Genomic DNA, 19,323 nt, shown 5'->3' with positions numbered 1-19,323 from the left:
AAACAAAGAGCAGAACATCATAACCAAGGCGCAGAAATATCAAGTTGGCCGCTGATCTTACCGTAAAGGATCAGCGCTAAAATTAACCCCGCCATAAGTACGCGGGACGTGAGTGACCAGACAAGACGGGGAGAGCCACTTCTATCCTTCATCAGCCCGATAAAGGCGTTCACAAGGCTGGCGATCATGGCGATAAGAAGGATAACAATGGCGACTTTGATCCACATGGGGTTCTCCGCTTGTTTTTAATTACCAGCTTACTGCGTCGTATAAACACAGGAAAGCTGGCAGATAAAAATAATAAATCCAGAAACGGATGAAGTAGATGTATCGAATCCGCGAGATGTACAGAATTCGAATAGTGTTACTGGTAGTCGCCCTGCTCCCTGTTCTTGTGGGGCTGGGTTTCTGGCAGTTGGAGAGATACGACTCCAAACTCGCCATGGAAAATCAGTACCAGGAGCGCAGAGGTGGTACTTATTCTGTCTCCGACCTGAAAGGGCTTTACGATCCTCTGTACTTCCAGCTGACTCTGGCAGGCCGATTCGATAACTCACGCAACTTCCTTCTGGATAACCGGACGTTTAAAGGGCGAGTCGGGTTTCACGTTCTTACGCCTTTTCTGGTCGACACCGGTGAAACAGTAATAGTTGACCGTGGCTGGATTGCCGGAATTCCTGACCGCAGTCGTTTGCCGGATGTCCCGGTTGTGGATGGGAAAGTGACCATTGCTGGCCAGAGCTGGCAGCCAGCAGGTGAAGCATTTCTTCTTGCAGAAGATGTCTGGAGTGAAGATTGGCCTAAAGTGATTCAGGCCATTGATCAGGAACGTATGCAGGAAGCTCTGGGTGTCACGACGGAGTCATGGTTACTGGTGCAGGATAGTGATCAACCGGGCAGTCTGAAAAAGAATTTTTTCTTAACCAATATGCCCGCGTCGCGGCACTTTGGTTATGCCATGCAGTGGTTTGCCATGGCTCTGGTTTTGGTAGTGCTGGGGTTTTGGGCTCTCAGAAAAGATAAAAGCAATAATAAACAAGCTGTAAAGCAGGAGTTACCTTGATGGTAGAAGCAGGGATACAGGCAGAAGCAAAGTCATCCAGCAAACTGGAATTGCTATTTATTATTTTCATTCCGTTTGGCGGTTTAGCACTGGCTGCATGGATGTATTTTGCCGGTGAGTTTTTACCAGAAGGGCGAAGCCATAAAGGTAATATGCTCTCCACTCCCCTTTCCTTATCAGAGTTTCAAGCCAGCGGTCTTAACACAGAAATGCTGGATGGGAAGTGGGGCATTATTGTTGTTTCTGAAGGAGAGTGTGTGCAGGCGTGTCAGGATTTTCTCTACCTTACCCGCCAGTCTCATATTGCTCTGAATCGTAATTCCACACGTGTTTCACGTTTCTTTATTTCCGAAGAAGTGCCACAAGGTTCACTTAGCCAGCTTCTGAAAACAGAACACCAAGAACTCAATGTGCTGACAGGGAGAATGCCCAATATTTCCTATGGCACCGATGAATCCGTAAGAGTTTTTCTTACTGACCCACTTGGGAATGTGATGCTCTGGTACGGCAAGGAACATTCGGGCAAGCAAATCCTGAAAGACCTGGAAAAAATGCTGAAAGCCAGCCGTATAGGGTAAAGAAGTATGATGACATCATCTCATAAGCCCGGATTCTGGCTGGCAGCTTTCGCAACATTAATCGCTATTGTTGTGGTTGGTCTTGGAGCCTGGACCCGCCTTGTGCATGCAGGGCTGGGATGCCCGGACTGGCCCGGTTGTTATGGCTTTCTGACTGTACCTGAAACAGCAAGCGAAATAATGATTGCGGAACAACGTTTTCCGGATGCCCCCGTAGAAGTCGAGAAGGGCTGGCCGGAAATGATTCATCGTTATGTGGCGGGCTCACTGCTTCTACTTGTTCTTGGGATTGCGGTAAGCGCTGTTCGAAATCGAAAAAGTGAAGGCCAGCCAGTAAAGCTGCCACTGTTTATTCTCGGGCTGATTATTCTGCAGGCTGCTTTTGGTATGTGGACAGTGACGTTGAAACTTTGGCCACAGGTGGTCACTGCTCACCTATTGGGAGGTTTTGCCACGTTAAGTTTGCTGGCGCTGCTGACCTTTCGATTATCGGGGGCGTGGCAAAAAGTTAGAACCTTCTCCGCATCAGTTTTCCAACCCCGAAAGCTGGCAATTGTTGCGCTGCTCGTTGTGGTTGCACAAATCTCATTAGGTGGTTGGACGAGTTCCAATTATGCGGCTCTTGCCTGCCCGGATTTACCAACCTGTCAGGGACAGTACCTGCCACCTATGGATTTTTCAGAAGGGTTTGATGTTATGCAGTCCATCGGACCAAATTATCTTGGTGGAAAACTGGATAACGATGCCCGCATTGCTATTCATATGGCGCACCGGATAGGGGCTATCCTAACCACGCTGTTGCTTGGGTTTCTGGCAATAAAAGGTCTTGTGCGCGGGGCGGGAAATTTAAAGCCGGTTTATGGTTTTGTGCTGGGAGCACTTGCTTTGCAGGTGTGTCTGGGATTGAGCAATATCATTTTCTATCTACCCCTTTCGGTTGCCGTTGCACATAACCTGGGTGGAGCTTTACTGCTGGTTTCAGTGATGGTGTTAAATTACCGGCTCAGGTTAGAACGGGCATAGAGCTTTAAAGGTTTTAGTCTTGATCACCACACGGAAAGAATAATAAAAATAAGGATAAAAGGTGGAAGGTTATGGGAATAACACGAGCAAGCAAAACAGTCATAGTTGAACCTGCAGGCTGGCGGGATTACCTGGAGTTGTGCAAGCCAAAAGTCGTTGCCTTGATGGTGCTGACTGTTGTTATCGGTATGTGCCTGGCAACACCGGGTATGGTTCCCCTGGATGTTTTGTTCTTTGGAAACATTGGCATCGCCTTATGTGCAGGTTCTGCGGCGGTGATCAACCATGTTGTTGATCGTCGTATAGATACGGTGATGGCGCGTACCATGAAGCGCCCTGTGGCCACTGGCAAGGTTGAACCACTGAATGCCCTGCTCTTTGCTCTGGCGATTGGTGTGATTGGTATGGGCATTTTGCTGGCCATGGTTAATCCACTGACAGCATGGCTTACGCTGGCTTCTCTACTTGGTTACGCTGTCGTTTATACCCTGTTCCTGAAACGCGCCACTCCACAGAATATTGTTATTGGCGGTATTGCCGGAGCAGCACCTCCCCTGCTTGGCTGGACTGCCGTAACCGGCGAGTTTCACGGTAATGCTTTGCTGCTTGTTTTGATTATCTTCGCCTGGACTCCTCCGCACTTCTGGGCGCTGGCTATTCATCGAAAGGAAGAATATGCCAAAGCTGATATTCCTATGCTGCCGGTGACTCATGGTGAGGCGTATACCAAGCTTCATATTCTGCTTTATACCGTGATTCTGTTGTTAGTCAGCCTGATGCCGTGGATGACCGGTATGAGCGGCATGATTTATCTGCTGGGAGCATCAGCACTTGGATTGCGTTTCTTGTATTGGGCGGTGGCATTGCTTCGGGAATCTCGCCCACATGCTGCGATTAAAACATTCCACTACTCCATCACTTATCTGATGTTGTTGTTTGTGGTTTTACTGGCAGATCACTATCTCTATCTGGGTTAAGTCGAAAAGGTTAAAAATAAATGGACGCAGGTGTACGCAAGACGGTTCTGATTTTGGCGCTGGTTGTTCTGGCGGTAATAGGTCTGACATTTAACAAGTTCAACGGTAAGCCAACCCTGGATACCGAAGCTTTGCGCGAACAGGGTGTGGTGTGGTACGAAACGCCCAGATCTTTTGTTTTTAATCCATTGAAAAAGGCCAATGGAGAATCCTTCCAAGCTTCTGATCTGGAGGGCCCCTGGACTCTGATGTATTTCGGGTTCACTTATTGCCCCGATATCTGCCCGGCAACGCTGGCAAATCTCGCACAGGTGATGAAAGAGTTGAGAGCCATCAACCCGGAAGTTGCCCAGAAGGTAAATGTTGTACTGGTCAGCGTTGACCCTCAGCGCGATACGCCGGACAAGCTTGCCCAGTATGTGGATTTCTTTGATAAGGACTTTGTTGGAGTGACTGGTGATTCCGCAAATCTGAAAGCCTTAACGCAACAACTGAACGTGGCATTTGAGATAGTTGGAGATACTGATTCTGATGATTATCTTGTAGAGCACAGTGCTCAGGTAGTTCTGGTTAATCCAAAGGGTGACTATCAGGGATTCTTGCGTCCTCCTTTTAAACCTCAGGAGCTGGCAGACGCTTTGGTGAAGGTTGATCAGGCGTTCTAAGCCAATCGCTGTGGCAGAGTTTGCTATTTATTCGTACAAATCACTATGAGAGTCTCAATAGCAGTGATTTGATAAGAATAATAACGCCATGATGCCAACTGTATCTCGACAGGATATTCAGCTCGATAACCAACCTGCTCATTACTTCAGCTTTGAGGGGGAGAGCTCTTCCTCAAAGCCTGTTCATGTCTACCATGCCAATGCTTACCCCTTCGGCACCTACGGCAGTTTTCTAGATAAGCTTGAAGGCGATGTTTTTGGTCTTGGTCACAGAGGTACCTGGGAAAGCGCAGGGTTGCCCAGCAAAAGCATGCATTGGCACATTTATGCAGATGATCTGATCAATTTCCTTGAGAGTCAAAACAAAGGTCCCGTTGTTGGTATGGGACATTCTCTGGGAGCTGTGGCAACAACATTTGCGGCAGCCAAACGACCAGACCTGTTTTCTGCACTGGTACTTATTGATCCGGTTTTTATTCCCACCGCTAAGTGGCTGACTTTTCGTTCCCTGCAAAAGCTCAGTTCGAAGGTTAACCCTATGGCCGCTATAGCGGATCGACGGCCAAACTTCTGGCCCAGCCGTCAGGAGGCTGTGGACTTTCATCAGCCCAAGAAAGCGTTCTCAGCCTTTACCCCGGAAGCGATGTCAGACTTTGGGGACTTCGGTATATCTGAAGAAAGTGATGGTTTTGGGCTGGCCTATCCGCGAGAGTGGGAAGCCCATAATTACCGAACTGTTCCCTATGTCTGGGCAGCACTGAAATCCTTAACTGTTCCGGTTATGGGGATTCGTGGTGCTACCAGCAATGTTCTGGGGGTTGATGCTCTGAAAAAGTGGCAAAAGCTTCAGCCAGAGCACCTGCTCGTAGAGCTGGAAGGTGCCGGGCATATGGTGCCCCAGGAAGCTCCCCAGAAGTGTTCTGAAGTGATCAACCGCTTTATAAACACGCTGTAAGTTCAGGGCTGGTTTTGTTCCCCTTTCTGCCGATATTCATGGTATTCCACCTTCTCGGGTCCAGATGCCATGAAGCCCCTTTTGCAGAAGACTGGCGACGAGATTCGTGGCCTTTCTCATAAGCTTTCCCCGGCCAATATCAAAAGTTATCTGAAAACGGCCTGTCTGCGTCTGGTGCAAAAGTGCGTACCTGAGAAATACCTCCCCAGAGGCCTGAAGGCTGGATATGGGAAAACGTGGACTGATTACGATATTTCAGGAGCTAAAGGTGTACCCCTGCTTCCGACCAGCCCTTCAGGTACGGCTTCGTATTTCAACCATCTGCTGAGGGATGTAGAGGGCGCTCACCCAGGCCTTTATCTAGAAAACGACCTTTTACCCAATCCCGAAAGCCTTATGAAATGTACACCAGAACAGCTAAAGCTGATTTTTGAACAGGATGCCAAGAAAGGTGGAACCCTGTTGTTTGCACTGCAGAAAGAAGACCCGGAAGGAACGAAAAAGCTGTTGAAGACTTTTCAGCCTGATCAGCTCAATCAGTTACTGCAAGTTTTCCTGCCAATCCTGAAAAATCTCGAAGCCAGCAGCTTATACAGTGTGTTGCAAAATGATGCGTGCAGTGGAGGGTTCCTGTTATTCGCTATGGCCGTCAGCCAGCCTGAAATATTTGGAGAACGTATCTCTGATTTTGGTGGCAATGATATGTACTCGCTCATGAGATTGTACAGTGAAAGCGATGAGACTCGCTCTCCTGAGCAGGCCCGAGCAATGATGAAAATGGTTTTGCAATACTTGCCGGGTGGCGTTGTTCAAAGCACCTCTTCATCTCTGGTTAATTACAACGCTATGGAAACGGCGACTTATTTTTGTGGTCAGGAGTTACCCCCCGAAGCCTTAGCTGCAATGTTGCAGCAAAAGAATGAAATGGTGGGGCTCACCGCAGGAGAGCTTGTCAGCGTGCCGGCAGCAACAATTTTGAATGGTTTGGGATTCAAATTAACAGATGCTTTTGAGGTCGATGAAAAACCTGATTGGTATACAGCATGGCTGGAAAAAGGGCAGACGGTATTCGCTGATATGCCAGCTAGTGCGCTGCTCAATGAAGGCACGCCGGCAAGCCATAATGCTTATGCCATCAGTGTTTTATCTATACTCGAGGTTGCTCAGATTCATGAAGATGAATTGATGCAGAAGGCATGCCGAATGATGGATCAAATGCACTGCATTGGGTTGCCTGTTTTTAATTTGAAACATGAATCTGATGACAAGGCGATACATGTTCAGGAAGGTGATCTTTACAGGGAATTGGGCAGGGTAACTCTTAAAGACGTAGCAATCATGGCAGGAGAAGATAAAGAAGCCAGTGCAGCATTACTTAAGAAGCTTGGCTGGAATCCTGTGCAGCGCAGTGGAGATGAAACCAGAAAAACATTAATAGTCAGAGAGTTTTTAGGGGAGTTCTTTTCAAACCTGCAAGCCCAAAAACATTAAGAAATGGTAACGTTTTTTGTGGTAACTGCGGATGTATGATGCCAAAAAATAAAAACAATTATACATCCCATTATGTGCTCTACTTCTCTTTTAAAGCAGGTATTGCTTCTTACATTAAGTTGCTATGCCTTTGCAACTCATGCGGCACTTCAGTCTTTAGATGATGAAAGCCTGAGTGATGTAACTGGCCAGGCTGTTATCAGCATGGCGACAGATAAAATTAATAACATCCGCTATACCCGTGTTAATCTTGGTATTGATGTTAAAACCCAGCTTAACGTAGATAAGCTATCTCTCGGTACTCGTGTTCGTGATGGTAATGTCGGTTCAGATATTGATATCGACAACCTCGCTCTTGGATATGTCAGCAATAATGGTAATGGTGACATTGTCCCCTTCCAGATTCGAAACCCTTATCTCGAGTTTGCCTATGAAGGCGAAGAGATTGTTGGTATGCGTGTTGGTTTTGGTGAATCTAAAGGCATGCTTTCAGGAGATATTAATCAGCTGACGGGTAATATTAATGTTGGCATCTCTGGAACCATGCAGGAGATTCGTGATGCGGTTGGTGATGATGCACCATTCCTGATCCGGCTAGCCGCAAGCATTGCGGGTGATGCAAACATGACGGCAGAAGCTCAATTGGTGAACCCTGATGGCTCACCAAACAATGTTAGAGCTTCAACTGTTGGTATTCCAAATGGAGAGGCTCTGCAAACTGATAATGGCCTACTTGCAGGCTTGGGTGGTTTGCTGGGTATTCTGACCTCAAATGGTTGTGAAGCAGCTGGCTTGTCTACTTGTTTCAGCCTTAGAGATTATCGCTCTCTTCCCGTTGGTAATGTGAATATTGCTGACAACCCTAACACCGACACGATTGAAGGTGCGGCGAAAGGTTTGTTCTTGGCGTTTGGTCACCGCGATATTCAATGGCGAGACTTAGAAACCAATACCCCGGTTGATACTCGTGCTGGTGCTTTCCTTAATGTTCCGAAGTTTCGGGATGCCCAAGGGAATCTGCAAGCACCTATAAACGTAAACTTTACTCAGGTATTTAACGGTATTGAACGTCTGGCAACCTGCTTCCAGAGCGGTGGTAAGGGGACTGTTGGATGTTAAAAACGCACCGGTTTTCCAGTTTTGTATTCTCAATATTGTTGTTTGGTTATGCGCATGCAGACCTGACACCGCTGGAAGATGATGCGTTATCGGGTATTGAAGGTGCCGGAGTTGGAGTGGTACTTGATGACTTCAGCTACGATGGTTCTGCCGGACAGCTGGAGATTGGTGGTGTAAATGATACCAGCGGCAATGAAATCGGTATTTCTGTATCACGGCTTTATCTGAAAGGAAGCGGCAGTGATCGGGGAACACTGGATAGACGCTACAGCTTTGGTGCGCTGGATAACCCTTTCAAAATTGATATAACGTCCGGCAGTGATATCAACAGCATTCCAAATGACAGTACGGTTCTCCAGCTTTTGTGGCCAGAGTTTCGTGGGCCGAATATCTATACCACTATTAATGAAATCAAAACCCTGAATACAGAGCTGGGTGTTTTTCTGGCACCGCTGTCACAACTGCAGGGCGAACTGGTTTCTATTCGAAATAGTATTAGTCGGCTACAGGCTGAGATTGTTGGTTTAGATGCTGATATTGCCCAAAAGAACACCGAAGCTGAAGCCAAGGTGCAGCAAGGTTTGAGCGAAGGTTTTAGCCGGGGAAATATCACCAATGGTGGTTTAAGTTGTTTTGGCTATGTGTTTGGTCGTCTGGATCGTTGTCAGCAGCTGCGTGATGAGTACCGGGGCATTATTGGTGAGAGGGATGGTTTTCAAAACAGCAGAAATGATAAATCCAACCAGATTCCAGGCTTACAGGCTCAGATAGGCCCAAAAGAAACACAGATTGCTAATAAAGCTCAGGAGCTGAAGTCCGGTCGCGAAGCCCGTGAAGCAGCCATTGCTAATGTGCGAAACAAACTGGCAGATGGTGTTGAAGGTGCTGATGTTGGTATCAGCTTCAGCTATCAGGTGACGGATGCTGATGGCGAAAGAACAGATAATCATAACTATGATCTGACTGGTGTGGATCTCTACGGCTCCAGCTTCCGCCTGTTCACCAATACACGAGGTGGAAAAAGTGTACTGGATGGTGAACTTGGGCTGCGCATGTACGTAAAGACTTTGGATTTGAGCAGTTGTGATTTAACGGCATCAAATTGCGATACTGCAGCTGAACGTGGTGATTTTACCTATTACTTTTCTGACCTCTTTTTTGATTTAAAGCTGGGTTACGGCAAAAGCCAGCCGCTGGACTTCTCCATTACTCCGGAAGGTCACGTAAAGCTTCGTTTAGCACCCGTGACATCTGCGACAGCAGCAGACTATTACGCAAATGCACAAAAGTCTTATATCTATATGGGTAACGTCACTCATGGAGGTGTACGCCCTGCTGGTGGTGGTCAACCCATTGGAGGGTTTGATCTTGGCTCTGCAGAAATAGATGGACTTCGTATTCAATATTTAGAGGCAGTGACGCACGACTTATGAAGGGATTATCACTTTTTTTTACAGGGTTAAGTGTCCTGGCACTGCCTGTTTTTGCTGAGCTGAAAGCACTTGATGATGCGGAGCTTTCCAGCAGCACGGCTCAGGCTATTACTCTCTCCCTTGAAGTTGGCCTGAACGAAAATGGTGGCCCGCTATGGCGTAAGAACCAAGATGGCAGTTGTTCCGTAAATGATGGCAAGTGTGGAACGCGAGTTGCCGTTCAGGGTGACGAAGACAGTGGCTGGCTGATCCTGGATGTTGCTGAAGGCAAGTTAAGTATTGGTCGTTTTGCTGACGACTCAGAGCCTGCAACTCTGGACATTGTTGAAAAAGATATTCCGGGTCAGGGTTCTCAGGATGTAGTGACTTTTGCCTACGAAGGCAAACTCAATTATGAAAACCTGAGCTTTGTTATAGCTTCTTCTCCACAAGCAGCTCCCGGAGGTACGCAGCGGGATTTGATATCCCTGAACTTTAACGGTTCCAGCACTGTGACTGGCAACTTGCAGCTGTTCCCGGTGGACTGATATGAAACGTTTGGCGATAGGGATATTCCTGATTGTCAGTACTTCTGCTCTGGCAGAGCTGCAATCTATAGAAGATGATGAGTTGAACGGTTTCAGCGGTCAGGCTGGTATTACCATTGAGTACGAAACGTCATTGGCTAAGGGCGCGGATAATGCACCCCAGAACAATATTCGCTGGAAGAGCAATGACGCAAGTTCGGACACGTATCTTGAATTACAAAACGTTCATACTGGTAACGGATCTTCAGGAGCAGATAACTCTGGTCTGACCAGTGTTATGAAGGTTGATGTCATTGAGCGAAGTGGTAAAAGTTTTGTTGCGTTAGACCGTTTAACCGAAGCCGAGAAAGTGAATGTTGGAGCAGTCAATCTCGGCCCAAAAACCGCACTTCACTCAGTTCAAATATTCAATCCAAGTCTCCACTCTCAGTGGGAAATTGGGGTGAAATAACTGCAGATGCAGAGTTTTACAAAGATTAACGTTTGTTAATTTAAATTTCGTAGAGGTTTCTCATATAGTGGCCGCTCCTCTGCGAGCTCTCTTTCATGTAGTGTAAGGACTGCTCTCGAATAAGCATTAAATAACAGGGGGCAGTCGTATGAATATCCTTATTATCGAAGATGATCTGGAACTTGCAGAGTCCATTTCAAAAGGCATAAAAGCCTCTGGCTACCATGCAACAGTTGCAGGAAATGGAACCTTTGGATTGGATGCCGGCTTAACCGGGCAGTTTGATGCCATTGTTTGCGACAGGATGCTGCCGGATTTTGACGGCATGGAAATTCCTGGTCAGCTCAAAGAGTCAGGCATAGAAACGCCCGTTATCATCCTGAGTGCCCTCAATGAAGTTGATCAGCGTGTTGAGGGGCTTAGATCTGGCGCAGCAGACTATTTGTGTAAACCTTTTGCCTTATCTGAGTTACTTGCCCGAATAGAAAACCTTTCCAGAAGGCAACCTGTGGTGCGTCAGGAGGAGAGCTCTCTGACTATTTCAGACTTACACCTCGATCGACTAAAGCGACAGGTTTCCAGAGCAGAAAGAGCGATTACACTGCAACCTCGGGAGTTCCGCATTCTGGAGTATATGATGCTGAATGCTAATCGAGTGGTGACCCGCTCTATGCTGCTTGAGAATGTCTGGGATATTAGTTTCGACCCTCAAACTAATGTTGTGGATGTTCACATCAGTCGTTTGCGGCAGAAGGTTGATAGCCGTTCAGAACAAAAACTGATCAAGACTGTTCGCGGAACAGGATATTTAATCAGTGCCTGAACGAAGTATCTTCAGAAGCTCCAGTTTTCAGCTGACTCTTTGTTGTTTCCTGCTTTTGTGGGGGGCTTTCGTATGCTTGTTATTTGTCGTTTATAAATTGTTTCTGGAGCATAGCCTTGAAGAAGGAGCCTATGGCGTCAGGGAGTATGCTGAGTATTACCAGAGCCTGTCTAAGGAAGTCTCACCTGAAGAGTTTCTGGAAATCCTTCATGTGGATAGCCGGATAGACCCATTCGCCTCATTGGAAATTCTTCAATCCAAAGAGGAAGGCATCGATATACAGGTTCATGAATCTGATGCGGAGATAAAAGATTGGCTCACCCAGACCTTTTTTGAAGGGGACAGTGGTCTCTTTCATGTTGATTTTGAGCTGCCTGATGGTCGTTACCTTCGCATAACCCAGGATCTTTCTTATCTTTCTGAAACGATAGAAGAAATACGAGTCATTATGTTTGGCGGTGGCGGACTGACCTTGCTTCTTGCCCTACTTGCAGCTTACTTTGTGTCTCGCCAGCACACCTCCCCACTGGAAAGTATTAACGATGCCTGTCGGGATATTATTGGTGGCAATATTTCTCGCCGCATCCCCCATAAAGGTGCCGGGGATGACTTCGATGAACTGGCTATTAATATCAATGCCATGCTGGATCGTATTCAGTCTCTGGTGAAAGACGTGCGCCAGGTGACTGATGATATAGCCCATGACTTACGTACACCGATTACCCGGGTTCGCAGCCAGCTTGAACTGCTCCAGATTGGAGATCTGCCTCGATCAGAGGAGATTGCTTATATTATCGAAGAGATAGACAGGCTTGAGACAATACTTTCCTCACTACTGCGCATTGCGCGAATGGAAGAAGACTCCAGCAGCCGCAATTTTGAACCTGTTAATTTGACTGATCTTGTACTCTCCATTGATGAGCTTTATCGCCCGGCTATTGAAGAAAAAGGCTGTACTCTCGAGGCTTCAACTCCTGAAAACCCTGTAATTGTGACCGGTGACGGAGGGCTCTGGCTGCAGGCGTTATCTAATCTTCTTGAGAATGCCATGAAATACACACCGGAAGATGGACGTATTTCTATCAGCTTAGAAGCTTCAGATGGGAAGCCTGTATTGAAGGTGACTGATACCGGGCCGGGAATACCAGCTCATGAGCGTGAAAATGTATTCAAGCGCTTTTACAGGTTAGAAAAGCACCGGTCTACAAAAGGAAATGGTCTTGGATTAAGTTTGGTGAAAGCTATCTGCAGCCTCCACCGAGCCAGAATTGAGTTATCTGGTTCTACTGGTAGAAGTGGCTTAGAAGTTTCTATCTTCTTCAGTTAGTTTGCTGCGTAGATAGTGGAGCCAGATCTTCAACAGTGCCCTGAACATCCGGGACTGTCACAGTAATTATGCCCACTGAAGCCGGCGCTGAGACCTGCTCAATTTCAACAACTTCTGTGGGAAGTCCGGATGAAACAGGGGCTGACAAAGGTTTCTGAGCTTCTCTTATGGCATCAAGAATGTATCCGGCATCTGGATAAGCTGGAGAAACATCTAAAGCACGTAAAGCCAGTACTTTGGCCCGGTAATACTTCTTATTCAGAAAGGCTTTTTGTCCCAGGTTTACCAGTTGTCTGGCAACCTTTTCACGATACTTTTCTGCCAGCGGGTCGTTAGGAGAGATCAATTCAAGGCGATGAATTTTCTCCATGGCATTGTTGCCAGTTGGCCGGGTTAAACGATTAGCAGCTATATCCGCCTCAATTGCTGTAATCACCGGGCCAGTTGCACTGTATTGGTTTTGATTCGAATACCGTGGAGCTGTCTGGCAACCTGCAAGAAAAAGCAAAACCATCAATGGTAAAAACGACAGTCGATTCATATTCTGATTAAGATACCTGGCGTCTGTGTTGGGTTCCTGTGAGTGCTGAAGCAGACATTACCAGCAGGAACAGCATTGCGCTACACACAACGACTGATGGCCCGGTTGGCGTATCCCAGGTCAGAGAGGCCCACATGCCGCCGGTAACGGACAACATACCCAGAATGCTTGCGCCAATAGCCATCTGCTCAGGGGATTTTGCCAAACGTTGCGCAGTTGCTGCAGGGATAATCAAAAGAGAAGTGATCAGCAGTACGCCGACAATCTTCATGGCTACGGCAATCACAAGAGCGATTAACATCATTAACAACAGACGAATGCGCTCAACTGGTACACCTTCAACCTGGGCCAGCTCTTCATGAACGGTAATTGAAATCAGAGATGTCCAAAATCGTGCCAGCAGCCCGAGAACAACAACTCCTCCGCCGTATATCCAGAACAGATCAGAAGCACCAACTGCCAGTAGGTCACCGAACAGGTAGGCCATCATATCGACTCGTACGGCCCCTAGAAGACTGACAACAACCAGACCAAGGCTAAGCGAGCTGTGGGCCAGAATGCCAAGCAAGGTATCGGTGGCCATCAGCTTTTTCTGTTGCAGCCACACAAGCAACAGAGCCAGAACAAAACAAACCACAGCGACAGAAAGGTTCAGGTCTATTTGCAGAAGAAAGCCAAGAGCAACACCAAGCAGTGCTGAATGGGAAAGGGTTTCCCCAAAGTATGCCATCCGGCGCCAGACAACAAAGGTACCTAATGGGCCAGCAACCAGGGCTACGCCAAGGCCAGCCAGCAGTGGATAAAGAAATAGATCAATCATTATAAAGAATCTGTTTTGTTATTTTCTGAGCCGTGAGAATGTCCACATCCGCCAATCACATGCCCATCGAGATCATGGTTGTGATCATGATGATGGCTGTACACGGCCAGTTCATCAGACTCTCCCCCAAACAAACGCAGATAAGCCGGGTGCTGGCTAACCTGGCTGGGGTGCCCTGAACAGCAGATATGATTGTTCAGACAGATAACGTTGTCTGTTGCTGCCATAACCAGATGAAGGTCGTGAGAAACCATCAACACACCACAGTCGGTTTCGTCTCTTAGTTCCGCAATTAATTTGTAAAGCTCGCGCTGGCCGGTGACATCTACACCTTGCACGGGTTCATCCAGCACCAGAAGATTCGGTTTACGTAGGAGAGCTCTGGCCAGAAGAACACGCTGCATTTCACCACCGGAAAGGCTTTGAATGGGGCTGTTGATAAGTTGCCCTATTTTGGTTTGAGAAAGTGTTCTGGAGAGAGCTTCCTGAATTTCCTTTTTGTTTGCACCCGCAAGGCTGAGAAATCGGCCTACGGTCAGAGGCATTGTTGGCTCAATCTGAAGCTTCTGTGGCATATAGCCAATACGCAGGCTCTGCTGAACTTTCCGGGTGCCGCTGGAGGGTTTTAACAGGCCGAGAACTATCCGGACCAGAGTAGTCTTCCCGGCTCCATTGGGGCCGATCAGGGTAACAATCTCACTCTTGTTGAGATTCAGGCAGACATTGTCGAGAACTGTTCGCCCATGAAAGGCCACCTGAACATCATCCAGTGACAGCAGGGCTTCACTCATTGGAAGCCTCCTCCTGACAGCTGGGGCAAAGGCCGCTTATTTCAACAAGAGTCTTAGTGGTTTTGAAACCGGTGTTGTTAGCCGCAGTCTGGAGGTTTTGGATATTGTCGTGGCTGTCCAGCTCGCGGGTCGTGCGGCAGTTTTCGCAAATCAGGAAGACACCAGCATGAGGTGTACCAGGGCAACTGCAGCCAATAAAAGCATTCAGGGAAGCAATCCGGTGAATCAGGCCCTGTTCCAACAGAAAGTCGAGAGCTCTGTACACTGTAGGAGGTGCCGCGGGACGTTCCTGACCTTTGGAGAGCATAGCCAGAACATCATAAGCCCCTACTGGCTTGTGGCTTTGCCAGACCAGTTCGAGAACCTGCTTGCGCAGAGTTGTCAGGCGCTGCCCTTTTTCTTGGCAGATAACAGCAGCACGCTCCAGAGCCGAGTGTATGCAGGAGTCATGATCGTGATTTGTGTAGGCTCTACTCTCGTGGAGAACAGGTTCGGCGGTTGTGGTCACACAGAAAACCCCAAGAATGTGAAAGGATACAATATAACATTCTTGGGTATGGCTCAGGTAAAGGAACTAAAGAATTTTTCATTAGGCTGCCTTCCTTGAGAGCTCTTTAAGCGCCTTTTCATTCGGTTCATACGTTTTAACTGCTCTTCTTGGTCACCAAGTGGGCAAAACTCTTTCCATACTTTCATCTCTTTTGGAGAGTCCGAGGGAGCCTTTGCTAGCCTTTTGGTGAAATGAGTCCGAAAATCTTCCACATCTTTTTTAGAAAATAAGTAAGTTGTGCTCTCTCCGAGATGAGAGGCTTCAGAAGAGGGTGAGTTTGTGGTCATTTGTGCAAGATCAGCCCAGATTGTTGTGTTTTTAACGGGCTTATAGGGGACGAAATCTACCTTTGAGTGTCTGGATCTGTAGCTTGCCTGCCTCTCCAGAGCGCTGATGAGCAAGTCAATGAGCTTCAGGTCCTGCTGAAGTTTTTCCTCGCGCTCGGAGTCATCAGCCGGTATGACTCCGGAATCCATGGTTTGATTAGTTTTGAATAGCAGGTCATCAATTCGTTTGTGTGTGTAACCACTTACCCACTGTGAGAGCGTCTTGGCTTTAATCTCTCGATTGTTACAAAACTTTTTCATCACCGCCCGTTCTTCATTCAGACGTCTTAACAGAATGGTTCGTCTATCGTCGACCTGCTCGCTGGAGTGGAGTCTGTGAGCCTGAAGTTTTCTGGCAGCTCGGCGCATATGTGCACTAATCGCTGCTGTTGAAAACTTGCTGATATCAATGGTTAACCTATCGAAATCGAAGTGCCCATAGTTATCCTGGGGCCAGATAACCCCAGCTTCCGGATCAACAAGAGCGCCATAAACGAGTGGGCGGTGTGCTTCTTCCTCTTCCGGGGTTTTATAGCCCTGTTCTTCCAGAAGAATATTTAACTGCCGGAGAAACTCCTTCTTAGTTTCGCCCTGCTTATCTGGTGTTGGTTCTGACTTGGCAAACTCGATGGTTTTCTCTGACTCCGCTTCTCTTTGCTCCCGCCATTGCTTGAGGGGTACTTTTGGAACGGAGCGTCCCTTTACGCTTTTTCTTTTGTGCTCGACTTCTGTGCCTGAATCAGAATCTGAGGAATAACTTTCAGTTTGCGAGACTCTTTTGGAATACCGGCGTTTCTTTTTACGTTTCGGTTTGGGCGATTGTTCATGCCCCGAATCAATGACGGCTTCTTTTGTTGTAAGAAGCTCATCATCGGAGTCTTCGTCAGAGCTGCTGGAGATGGAAGTGGAAGATAATAATGGTGAGTGAATCGTGTGAACCACTTTTGGAGAAACCGTAGAAATAATAGGCGAGTGAATCGTTGTCTCATCTTCTGATTCAGAAGAGCCACCTGATAGAAGAGGTTTTATTTTTCTGGGTGATGAAACTTCTTCCGAATCTTCATGCTTTAAAGACTCTTTTGATGGCGGTGGAAACTTGATCTCGTGAACAGCTGTTTCGCTGTTTTGTCTTGTAAGCTTTCGGGCGGGTGGTTCTGATACGTGGTGAGAGAAGCCAGCAGGGGCTGAATTTGTTCTTCGTATTTCCCGGCTTCTTAGCTTTGGGTCGCTCGCTTTTTTTAGAAGCTCGCAGGAGCTTTCCAGTATCGACTTATCCTTGTCATAAGCCTCGGCTATGGACACAACTCTTATTGCGCCTTCGGGGGAGAGATAAACCACCTCCCCATCTTTGGTTTCCAGATGGTGCTTTTCTGAGAGGATCGTATTTTTGCCTGTGCGAAACTGCCTCTGATTTTTATCGTAGAACTTATAAAAATCAGAAAGTGACCGTGATTCGATAATGCTTTTAATTGGCATATTTTGTCTGGCTCCAATCCCTGGAGAGTCAATCTCGGATCTGTATCTCAAGAATAGACTGTGCACAGCCTATAATTTCGCGGGCAAGTGCGGGGCAGCGCTTACGAATTTTTGGGTCCCGGCTCAGGCTGCTCAGCGCTTTATGGTAGTACTGAACAATCAGCTCACCTTCTGCGGGTGTTGTTGTCATCCAATCAACAACCAGCTTGCCCATATGAATTAACTGCTCCTGAATAACCGGAGGAACATGACGGCTGTCTTTCTGATGATTAAGAAAAAAGTAGGTACGCTCAACATGCATGTTCAATAGCATCATAAAATCAGTGCTGTTGGCCTGCTCAATATGCTGAAGCTGGGTACTGATAACGTCAGCATGGCACTGGCCTTCTCGCCATGGATACTCCGCACGTAGCGGTGGCAGGTCGTAGAGCTTACGGATGTTGTTTAGTGTACTGAGGTGCTTGCCCAGAACTTTTTTATAAATATTCATGAAGTTCCGGATATGAGCATTAGGGAAGAAAAAAGAAAACCAGCTGGATTTGGTAAGAACGATATGTCCTTTCTCATTGATCCCTAGGCAGTTCATCTTGCTTTGCTCTTTTGTGGGGAGCTTTTCAGACAAGGTTCTGGAAAGGAAGTAACGGATCCTTTCCACCAGAGAACCCCGCATAGTCTCCCGGTTGTTTTCTTCCAGTCTGAAGTCCTTTCTGATTTTGGCGGCCGGTTTTGAGCTTTTGACTTGTTGTTCCGGAGACAGATCATTAATGGCTTGGTGAAACTCTTGATCTGTTAGAGGCTTTGTTGGCGGAGTTCTCTGTTGATGTTCAAGTGAGCTATCCCGTGAAGATCGACGATGATATCTGTGAGAGTGTTTGGTGGTATTAACTTTCCGGGATTCATTGCCAGAGTCACTTAGGGGTGAGTATTCGGAAGAGCTGGAGTGATGGGTAGGTTTGGCTGATAACTGCTTAACAGCTTTTCTATGTTTGGCTTTCCGCTTGAGAATGGGAGTGTCGTTCTTCGCTGGTGGAAGGTAGTTATCCAGCAGAATAACTCCTCTGCGGATAATATCTTTGCGGTAAAACTCCTCTGGAGAGCTGGCCCTGACCATATATTCCCGGTGTGGCCTGCGAGTATCCAGCCAGAGAACTCTGCCATCCGGCGTTTTCCAGTAGGGATAATCATGAAGAAAGGCTCTTTCAGGGCGGCACTGCCGATGTTTCTGGGCATGCAGAAAGTCGGGCAGGCTCATTTTTCGTTGTCGGCTGGAGGAAAATGGCGTCATCTGCCCGCCTGTAAAGCCCTGGAAATCCAAGGCTTTATCGGCAGGAGTAAGTTTTTTTTTACGGTTATGGCAGCGTCAGGGCAAAAGACTTTTCTGTGCGCAGCTCCAGCATATCCCTGAATTCATCAGGATCTTTGAAGTGCCGGATAACCTCGTCCTGATCATCCTCGGCAGGCTCTTCCGGGTAGGTGTAGGTTAACAGGCGGGAAATCCAGAATCGCAAACAGGCTAATCTGTGCATCAGGTGCCAGCAGCGCCTTTCGCTGTCTGTGAAAGGGCGAACAGCATGATAAGCCTTAAGGAATGCTTCGGTTCGGGCTGCATCCAGCTCAAGAGAACCAGGCTGGCGACACCAGTCATTCACAGTTACTGCCACATCGTATAGCAACCAGCCTTCACAGGACTGGAAGAAGTCGATCATTCCAGTGACCTGCTCCCCTTCGAACAACACGTTATCCACAAACAGGTCGGCATGAATAAGGCCTTTTGGCAGGTCGGGTTCTGCTGCTAGTCCTGTGGTAATGTCCTGCCACTGGGCGGCTTGCAGTTCAGCTTCTTCGCTGGGGAGCAGAAGAGATAGTCGATTGATCTGTTTTTTAATCCACTCCATTCCCCGCAGATCATCCTGAGAGAATGGTGCTCCCATACCGGCAACATGAATACGGGCAAGGTTTTCACCAATAGCCTGACATTGAGTAATCGTAAGGTCGGCTGGGTCTACATGATGGCCGGGCAGGCGGGGCTGCAGCATGCAGGGCTTGCCTTTGAGTTCACGCAGAGGCTTATCATCCAGCCCGTGAACGGGGGCTGGAACCGGCAATCCGGATTCCGCCAGCAATTCCATAAACTGGATAAAGAATGGAAGCCGCTCTTTAGGCAGGTATTCAAATATGGTTAGAACAAAACTGTGTTCACCAGATTCAGGGTGCCGGGTGTTTACAAAGTAATTTGTATTTTCAATACCGGCCTCAATGCCTTTCCAGCTAATCAGCTCTCCCTGATCGTAAAGGGAAAGGAAACTGCAAAAATCCTCGTGAGAGAGCTGTGTATACACTGACATTGTTGTTTATCCTGGCTCCTGGTTTGTTATTAGCGGATGGTG

21 protein-coding genes are annotated in these 19,323 nt (G+C 47.5%); 13 read left to right on the top strand and 8 right to left on the bottom strand.

All coding sequences use genetic code 11. From position 1 onward, the window contains the following. Nucleotides 1-17 precede the first annotated feature (17 nt). Entirely contained in the window at nt 18-227 is a 210-nt protein-coding gene (locus tag ACY2RR_RS15540; protein ID WP_490109083.1) for a DUF2909 domain-containing protein, read from the bottom strand. A 98-nt stretch (nt 228-325) separates the two neighbouring features. Between ACY2RR_RS15540 and ACY2RR_RS15535 the strand changes: the two genes are divergently transcribed. The 13 genes from ACY2RR_RS15535 to ACY2RR_RS15475 all read left to right on the top strand — a co-directional run bounded on the left by ACY2RR_RS15535 (nt 326) and on the right by ACY2RR_RS15475 (nt 12,432). Further along, nucleotides 326-1,063 carry an SURF1 family protein gene (locus tag ACY2RR_RS15535; protein ID WP_490109082.1) on the top strand — a complete coding sequence of 246 codons (738 nt, stop codon included), beginning with the start codon at nt 326-328 and terminating at the stop codon, nt 1,061-1,063. Then, nucleotides 1,063-1,641: a hypothetical protein gene (locus ACY2RR_RS15530; RefSeq protein ID WP_490109081.1), complete on the top strand. Its 579-nt coding sequence runs from the start codon at nt 1,063-1,065 to the stop codon at nt 1,639-1,641. Before ACY2RR_RS15535 ends, ACY2RR_RS15530 begins: the two co-directional genes overlap by 1 nt. 6 nt (nt 1,642-1,647) lie before the next feature. Beyond that, nucleotides 1,648-2,664 (top strand): COX15/CtaA family protein, encoded by a 1,017-nt coding sequence (locus tag ACY2RR_RS15525; RefSeq protein ID WP_490109080.1) that lies wholly within the window; start codon nt 1,648-1,650, stop codon nt 2,662-2,664. 71 nt (nt 2,665-2,735) lie between these two features. Beyond that, nucleotides 2,736-3,641, top strand: a complete 906-nt coding sequence (cyoE, locus tag ACY2RR_RS15520; protein WP_490109079.1) for a heme o synthase — start codon at nt 2,736-2,738, stop codon at nt 3,639-3,641. Between the two features lie 20 nt (nt 3,642-3,661). Continuing rightward, entirely contained in the window at nt 3,662-4,306 is a 645-nt protein-coding gene (locus tag ACY2RR_RS15515; RefSeq protein ID WP_490109078.1) for an SCO family protein, read from the top strand. Nucleotides 4,307-4,394: 88 nt separating this feature from the next. Further along, complete coding sequence (locus ACY2RR_RS15510; protein ID WP_490109077.1) at nt 4,395-5,261, top strand: alpha/beta fold hydrolase; 867 nt, start codon at nt 4,395-4,397, stop codon at nt 5,259-5,261. Nucleotides 5,262-5,330: 69 nt separating this feature from the next. After that, nucleotides 5,331-6,752, top strand: coding sequence for a hypothetical protein (locus tag ACY2RR_RS15505; RefSeq protein WP_490109076.1), 1,422 nt, complete (start codon nt 5,331-5,333; stop codon nt 6,750-6,752). A gap of 72 nt (nt 6,753-6,824) precedes the next feature. Continuing rightward, nucleotides 6,825-7,871, top strand: coding sequence for a DUF6160 family protein (locus ACY2RR_RS15500; RefSeq protein WP_490109075.1), 1,047 nt, complete (start codon nt 6,825-6,827; stop codon nt 7,869-7,871). Beyond that, complete coding sequence (locus ACY2RR_RS15495) at nt 7,865-9,304, top strand: coiled-coil domain-containing protein (protein WP_490109074.1); 1,440 nt, start codon at nt 7,865-7,867, stop codon at nt 9,302-9,304. Before ACY2RR_RS15500 ends, ACY2RR_RS15495 begins: the two co-directional genes overlap by 7 nt. After that, complete coding sequence (locus tag ACY2RR_RS15490; RefSeq protein WP_490109073.1) at nt 9,301-9,831, top strand: hypothetical protein; 531 nt, start codon at nt 9,301-9,303, stop codon at nt 9,829-9,831. Before ACY2RR_RS15495 ends, ACY2RR_RS15490 begins: the two co-directional genes overlap by 4 nt. Before the next feature lies 1 nt (nt 9,832). Beyond that, a complete protein-coding gene (locus ACY2RR_RS15485) occupies nt 9,833-10,282 on the top strand; it encodes a DUF6160 family protein (protein WP_490109072.1) in 450 nt (149 codons plus the stop codon). Between the two features lie 148 nt (nt 10,283-10,430). Further along, a complete protein-coding gene (locus ACY2RR_RS15480; RefSeq protein WP_490109071.1) occupies nt 10,431-11,105 on the top strand; it encodes a response regulator transcription factor in 675 nt (224 codons plus the stop codon). Nucleotides 11,106-11,181: 76 nt separating this feature from the next. Further along, entirely contained in the window at nt 11,182-12,432 is a 1,251-nt protein-coding gene (locus ACY2RR_RS15475) for a sensor histidine kinase (protein ID WP_490109070.1), read from the top strand. Here the strand turns inward: ACY2RR_RS15475 and ACY2RR_RS15470 are convergent. From ACY2RR_RS15470 to ACY2RR_RS15440, 7 genes are all read right to left on the bottom strand, one after another. Further along, nucleotides 12,425-12,973: a hypothetical protein gene (locus ACY2RR_RS15470; protein ID WP_490109069.1), complete on the bottom strand. Its 549-nt coding sequence runs from the start codon at nt 12,971-12,973 to the stop codon at nt 12,425-12,427. The two genes, ACY2RR_RS15475 and ACY2RR_RS15470, sit on opposite strands and share 8 nt — an antisense overlap. Nucleotides 12,974-12,980: 7 nt before the next feature. Then, a complete protein-coding gene (gene znuB, locus ACY2RR_RS15465; RefSeq protein WP_490109068.1) occupies nt 12,981-13,793 on the bottom strand; it encodes a zinc ABC transporter permease subunit ZnuB in 813 nt (270 codons plus the stop codon). Then, entirely contained in the window at nt 13,793-14,584 is a 792-nt protein-coding gene (gene znuC / locus ACY2RR_RS15460; protein WP_490109067.1) for a zinc ABC transporter ATP-binding protein ZnuC, read from the bottom strand. The genes znuB and znuC overlap by 1 nt, the downstream gene beginning before the upstream one ends. Then, a complete protein-coding gene (locus tag ACY2RR_RS15455; RefSeq protein ID WP_490109066.1) occupies nt 14,577-15,092 on the bottom strand; it encodes a Fur family transcriptional regulator in 516 nt (171 codons plus the stop codon). The genes znuC and ACY2RR_RS15455 overlap by 8 nt, the downstream gene beginning before the upstream one ends. A gap of 53 nt (nt 15,093-15,145) precedes the next feature. Further along, nucleotides 15,146-16,936 carry a hypothetical protein gene (locus ACY2RR_RS15450; RefSeq protein ID WP_490109065.1) on the bottom strand — a complete coding sequence of 597 codons (1,791 nt, stop codon included), beginning with the start codon at nt 16,934-16,936 and terminating at the stop codon, nt 15,146-15,148. A gap of 28 nt (nt 16,937-16,964) precedes the next feature. Further along, complete coding sequence (locus tag ACY2RR_RS15445) at nt 16,965-18,221, bottom strand: hypothetical protein (RefSeq protein ID WP_490109064.1); 1,257 nt, start codon at nt 18,219-18,221, stop codon at nt 16,965-16,967. A 64-nt stretch (nt 18,222-18,285) separates the two neighbouring features. Then, on the bottom strand, nt 18,286-19,281 hold the full coding sequence (locus ACY2RR_RS15440; RefSeq protein ID WP_490109063.1) for a homoserine kinase: 996 nt from the start codon (nt 19,279-19,281) through the stop codon (nt 18,286-18,288). Nucleotides 19,282-19,323 lie beyond the last annotated feature (42 nt).

The sequence above is a fragment of the Parendozoicomonas sp. 2304DJ65-17 genome, assembly GCF_058148445.1.
Note: the sequence above shows the minus strand (reverse complement) of the source record. Positions and strands in the feature narration are given on the sequence as shown.

Bases quoted from the DNA above. Each gene is read 5' to 3' on its own strand.
- ACY2RR_RS15485 (WP_490109072.1), top strand. From the start codon at position 9,833: ATGAAACGTTTGGCGATAGGGATATTCCTGATTGTCAGTACTTCTGCT.
- ACY2RR_RS15540 (WP_490109083.1), bottom strand. From the start codon at position 227: ATGTGGATCAAAGTCGCCATTGTTATCCTTCTTATCGCCATGATCGCC.
- ACY2RR_RS15450 (WP_490109065.1), bottom strand. From the start codon at position 16,936: ATGCCAATTAAAAGCATTATCGAATCACGGTCACTTTCTGATTTTTAT.
- ACY2RR_RS15470 (WP_490109069.1), bottom strand. From the start codon at position 12,973: ATGAATCGACTGTCGTTTTTACCATTGATGGTTTTGCTTTTTCTTGCA.
- ACY2RR_RS15535 (WP_490109082.1), top strand. From the start codon at position 326: ATGTATCGAATCCGCGAGATGTACAGAATTCGAATAGTGTTACTGGTA.
- ACY2RR_RS15445 (WP_490109064.1), bottom strand. From the start codon at position 18,221: ATGACGCCATTTTCCTCCAGCCGACAACGAAAAATGAGCCTGCCCGAC.
- ACY2RR_RS15495 (WP_490109074.1), top strand. From the start codon at position 7,865: ATGTTAAAAACGCACCGGTTTTCCAGTTTTGTATTCTCAATATTGTTG.
- cyoE (WP_490109079.1), top strand. From the start codon at position 2,736: ATGGGAATAACACGAGCAAGCAAAACAGTCATAGTTGAACCTGCAGGC.
- ACY2RR_RS15480 (WP_490109071.1), top strand. From the start codon at position 10,431: ATGAATATCCTTATTATCGAAGATGATCTGGAACTTGCAGAGTCCATT.
- ACY2RR_RS15530 (WP_490109081.1), top strand. From the start codon at position 1,063: ATGGTAGAAGCAGGGATACAGGCAGAAGCAAAGTCATCCAGCAAACTG.
- ACY2RR_RS15525 (WP_490109080.1), top strand. From the start codon at position 1,648: ATGATGACATCATCTCATAAGCCCGGATTCTGGCTGGCAGCTTTCGCA.
- ACY2RR_RS15490 (WP_490109073.1), top strand. From the start codon at position 9,301: ATGAAGGGATTATCACTTTTTTTTACAGGGTTAAGTGTCCTGGCACTG.
- ACY2RR_RS15510 (WP_490109077.1), top strand. From the start codon at position 4,395: ATGATGCCAACTGTATCTCGACAGGATATTCAGCTCGATAACCAACCT.
- znuB (WP_490109068.1), bottom strand. From the start codon at position 13,793: ATGATTGATCTATTTCTTTATCCACTGCTGGCTGGCCTTGGCGTAGCC.
- ACY2RR_RS15440 (WP_490109063.1), bottom strand. From the start codon at position 19,281: ATGTCAGTGTATACACAGCTCTCTCACGAGGATTTTTGCAGTTTCCTT.
- ACY2RR_RS15500 (WP_490109075.1), top strand. From the start codon at position 6,825: ATGTGCTCTACTTCTCTTTTAAAGCAGGTATTGCTTCTTACATTAAGT.
- ACY2RR_RS15515 (WP_490109078.1), top strand. From the start codon at position 3,662: ATGGACGCAGGTGTACGCAAGACGGTTCTGATTTTGGCGCTGGTTGTT.
- znuC (WP_490109067.1), bottom strand. From the start codon at position 14,584: ATGAGTGAAGCCCTGCTGTCACTGGATGATGTTCAGGTGGCCTTTCAT.
- ACY2RR_RS15505 (WP_490109076.1), top strand. From the start codon at position 5,331: ATGAAGCCCCTTTTGCAGAAGACTGGCGACGAGATTCGTGGCCTTTCT.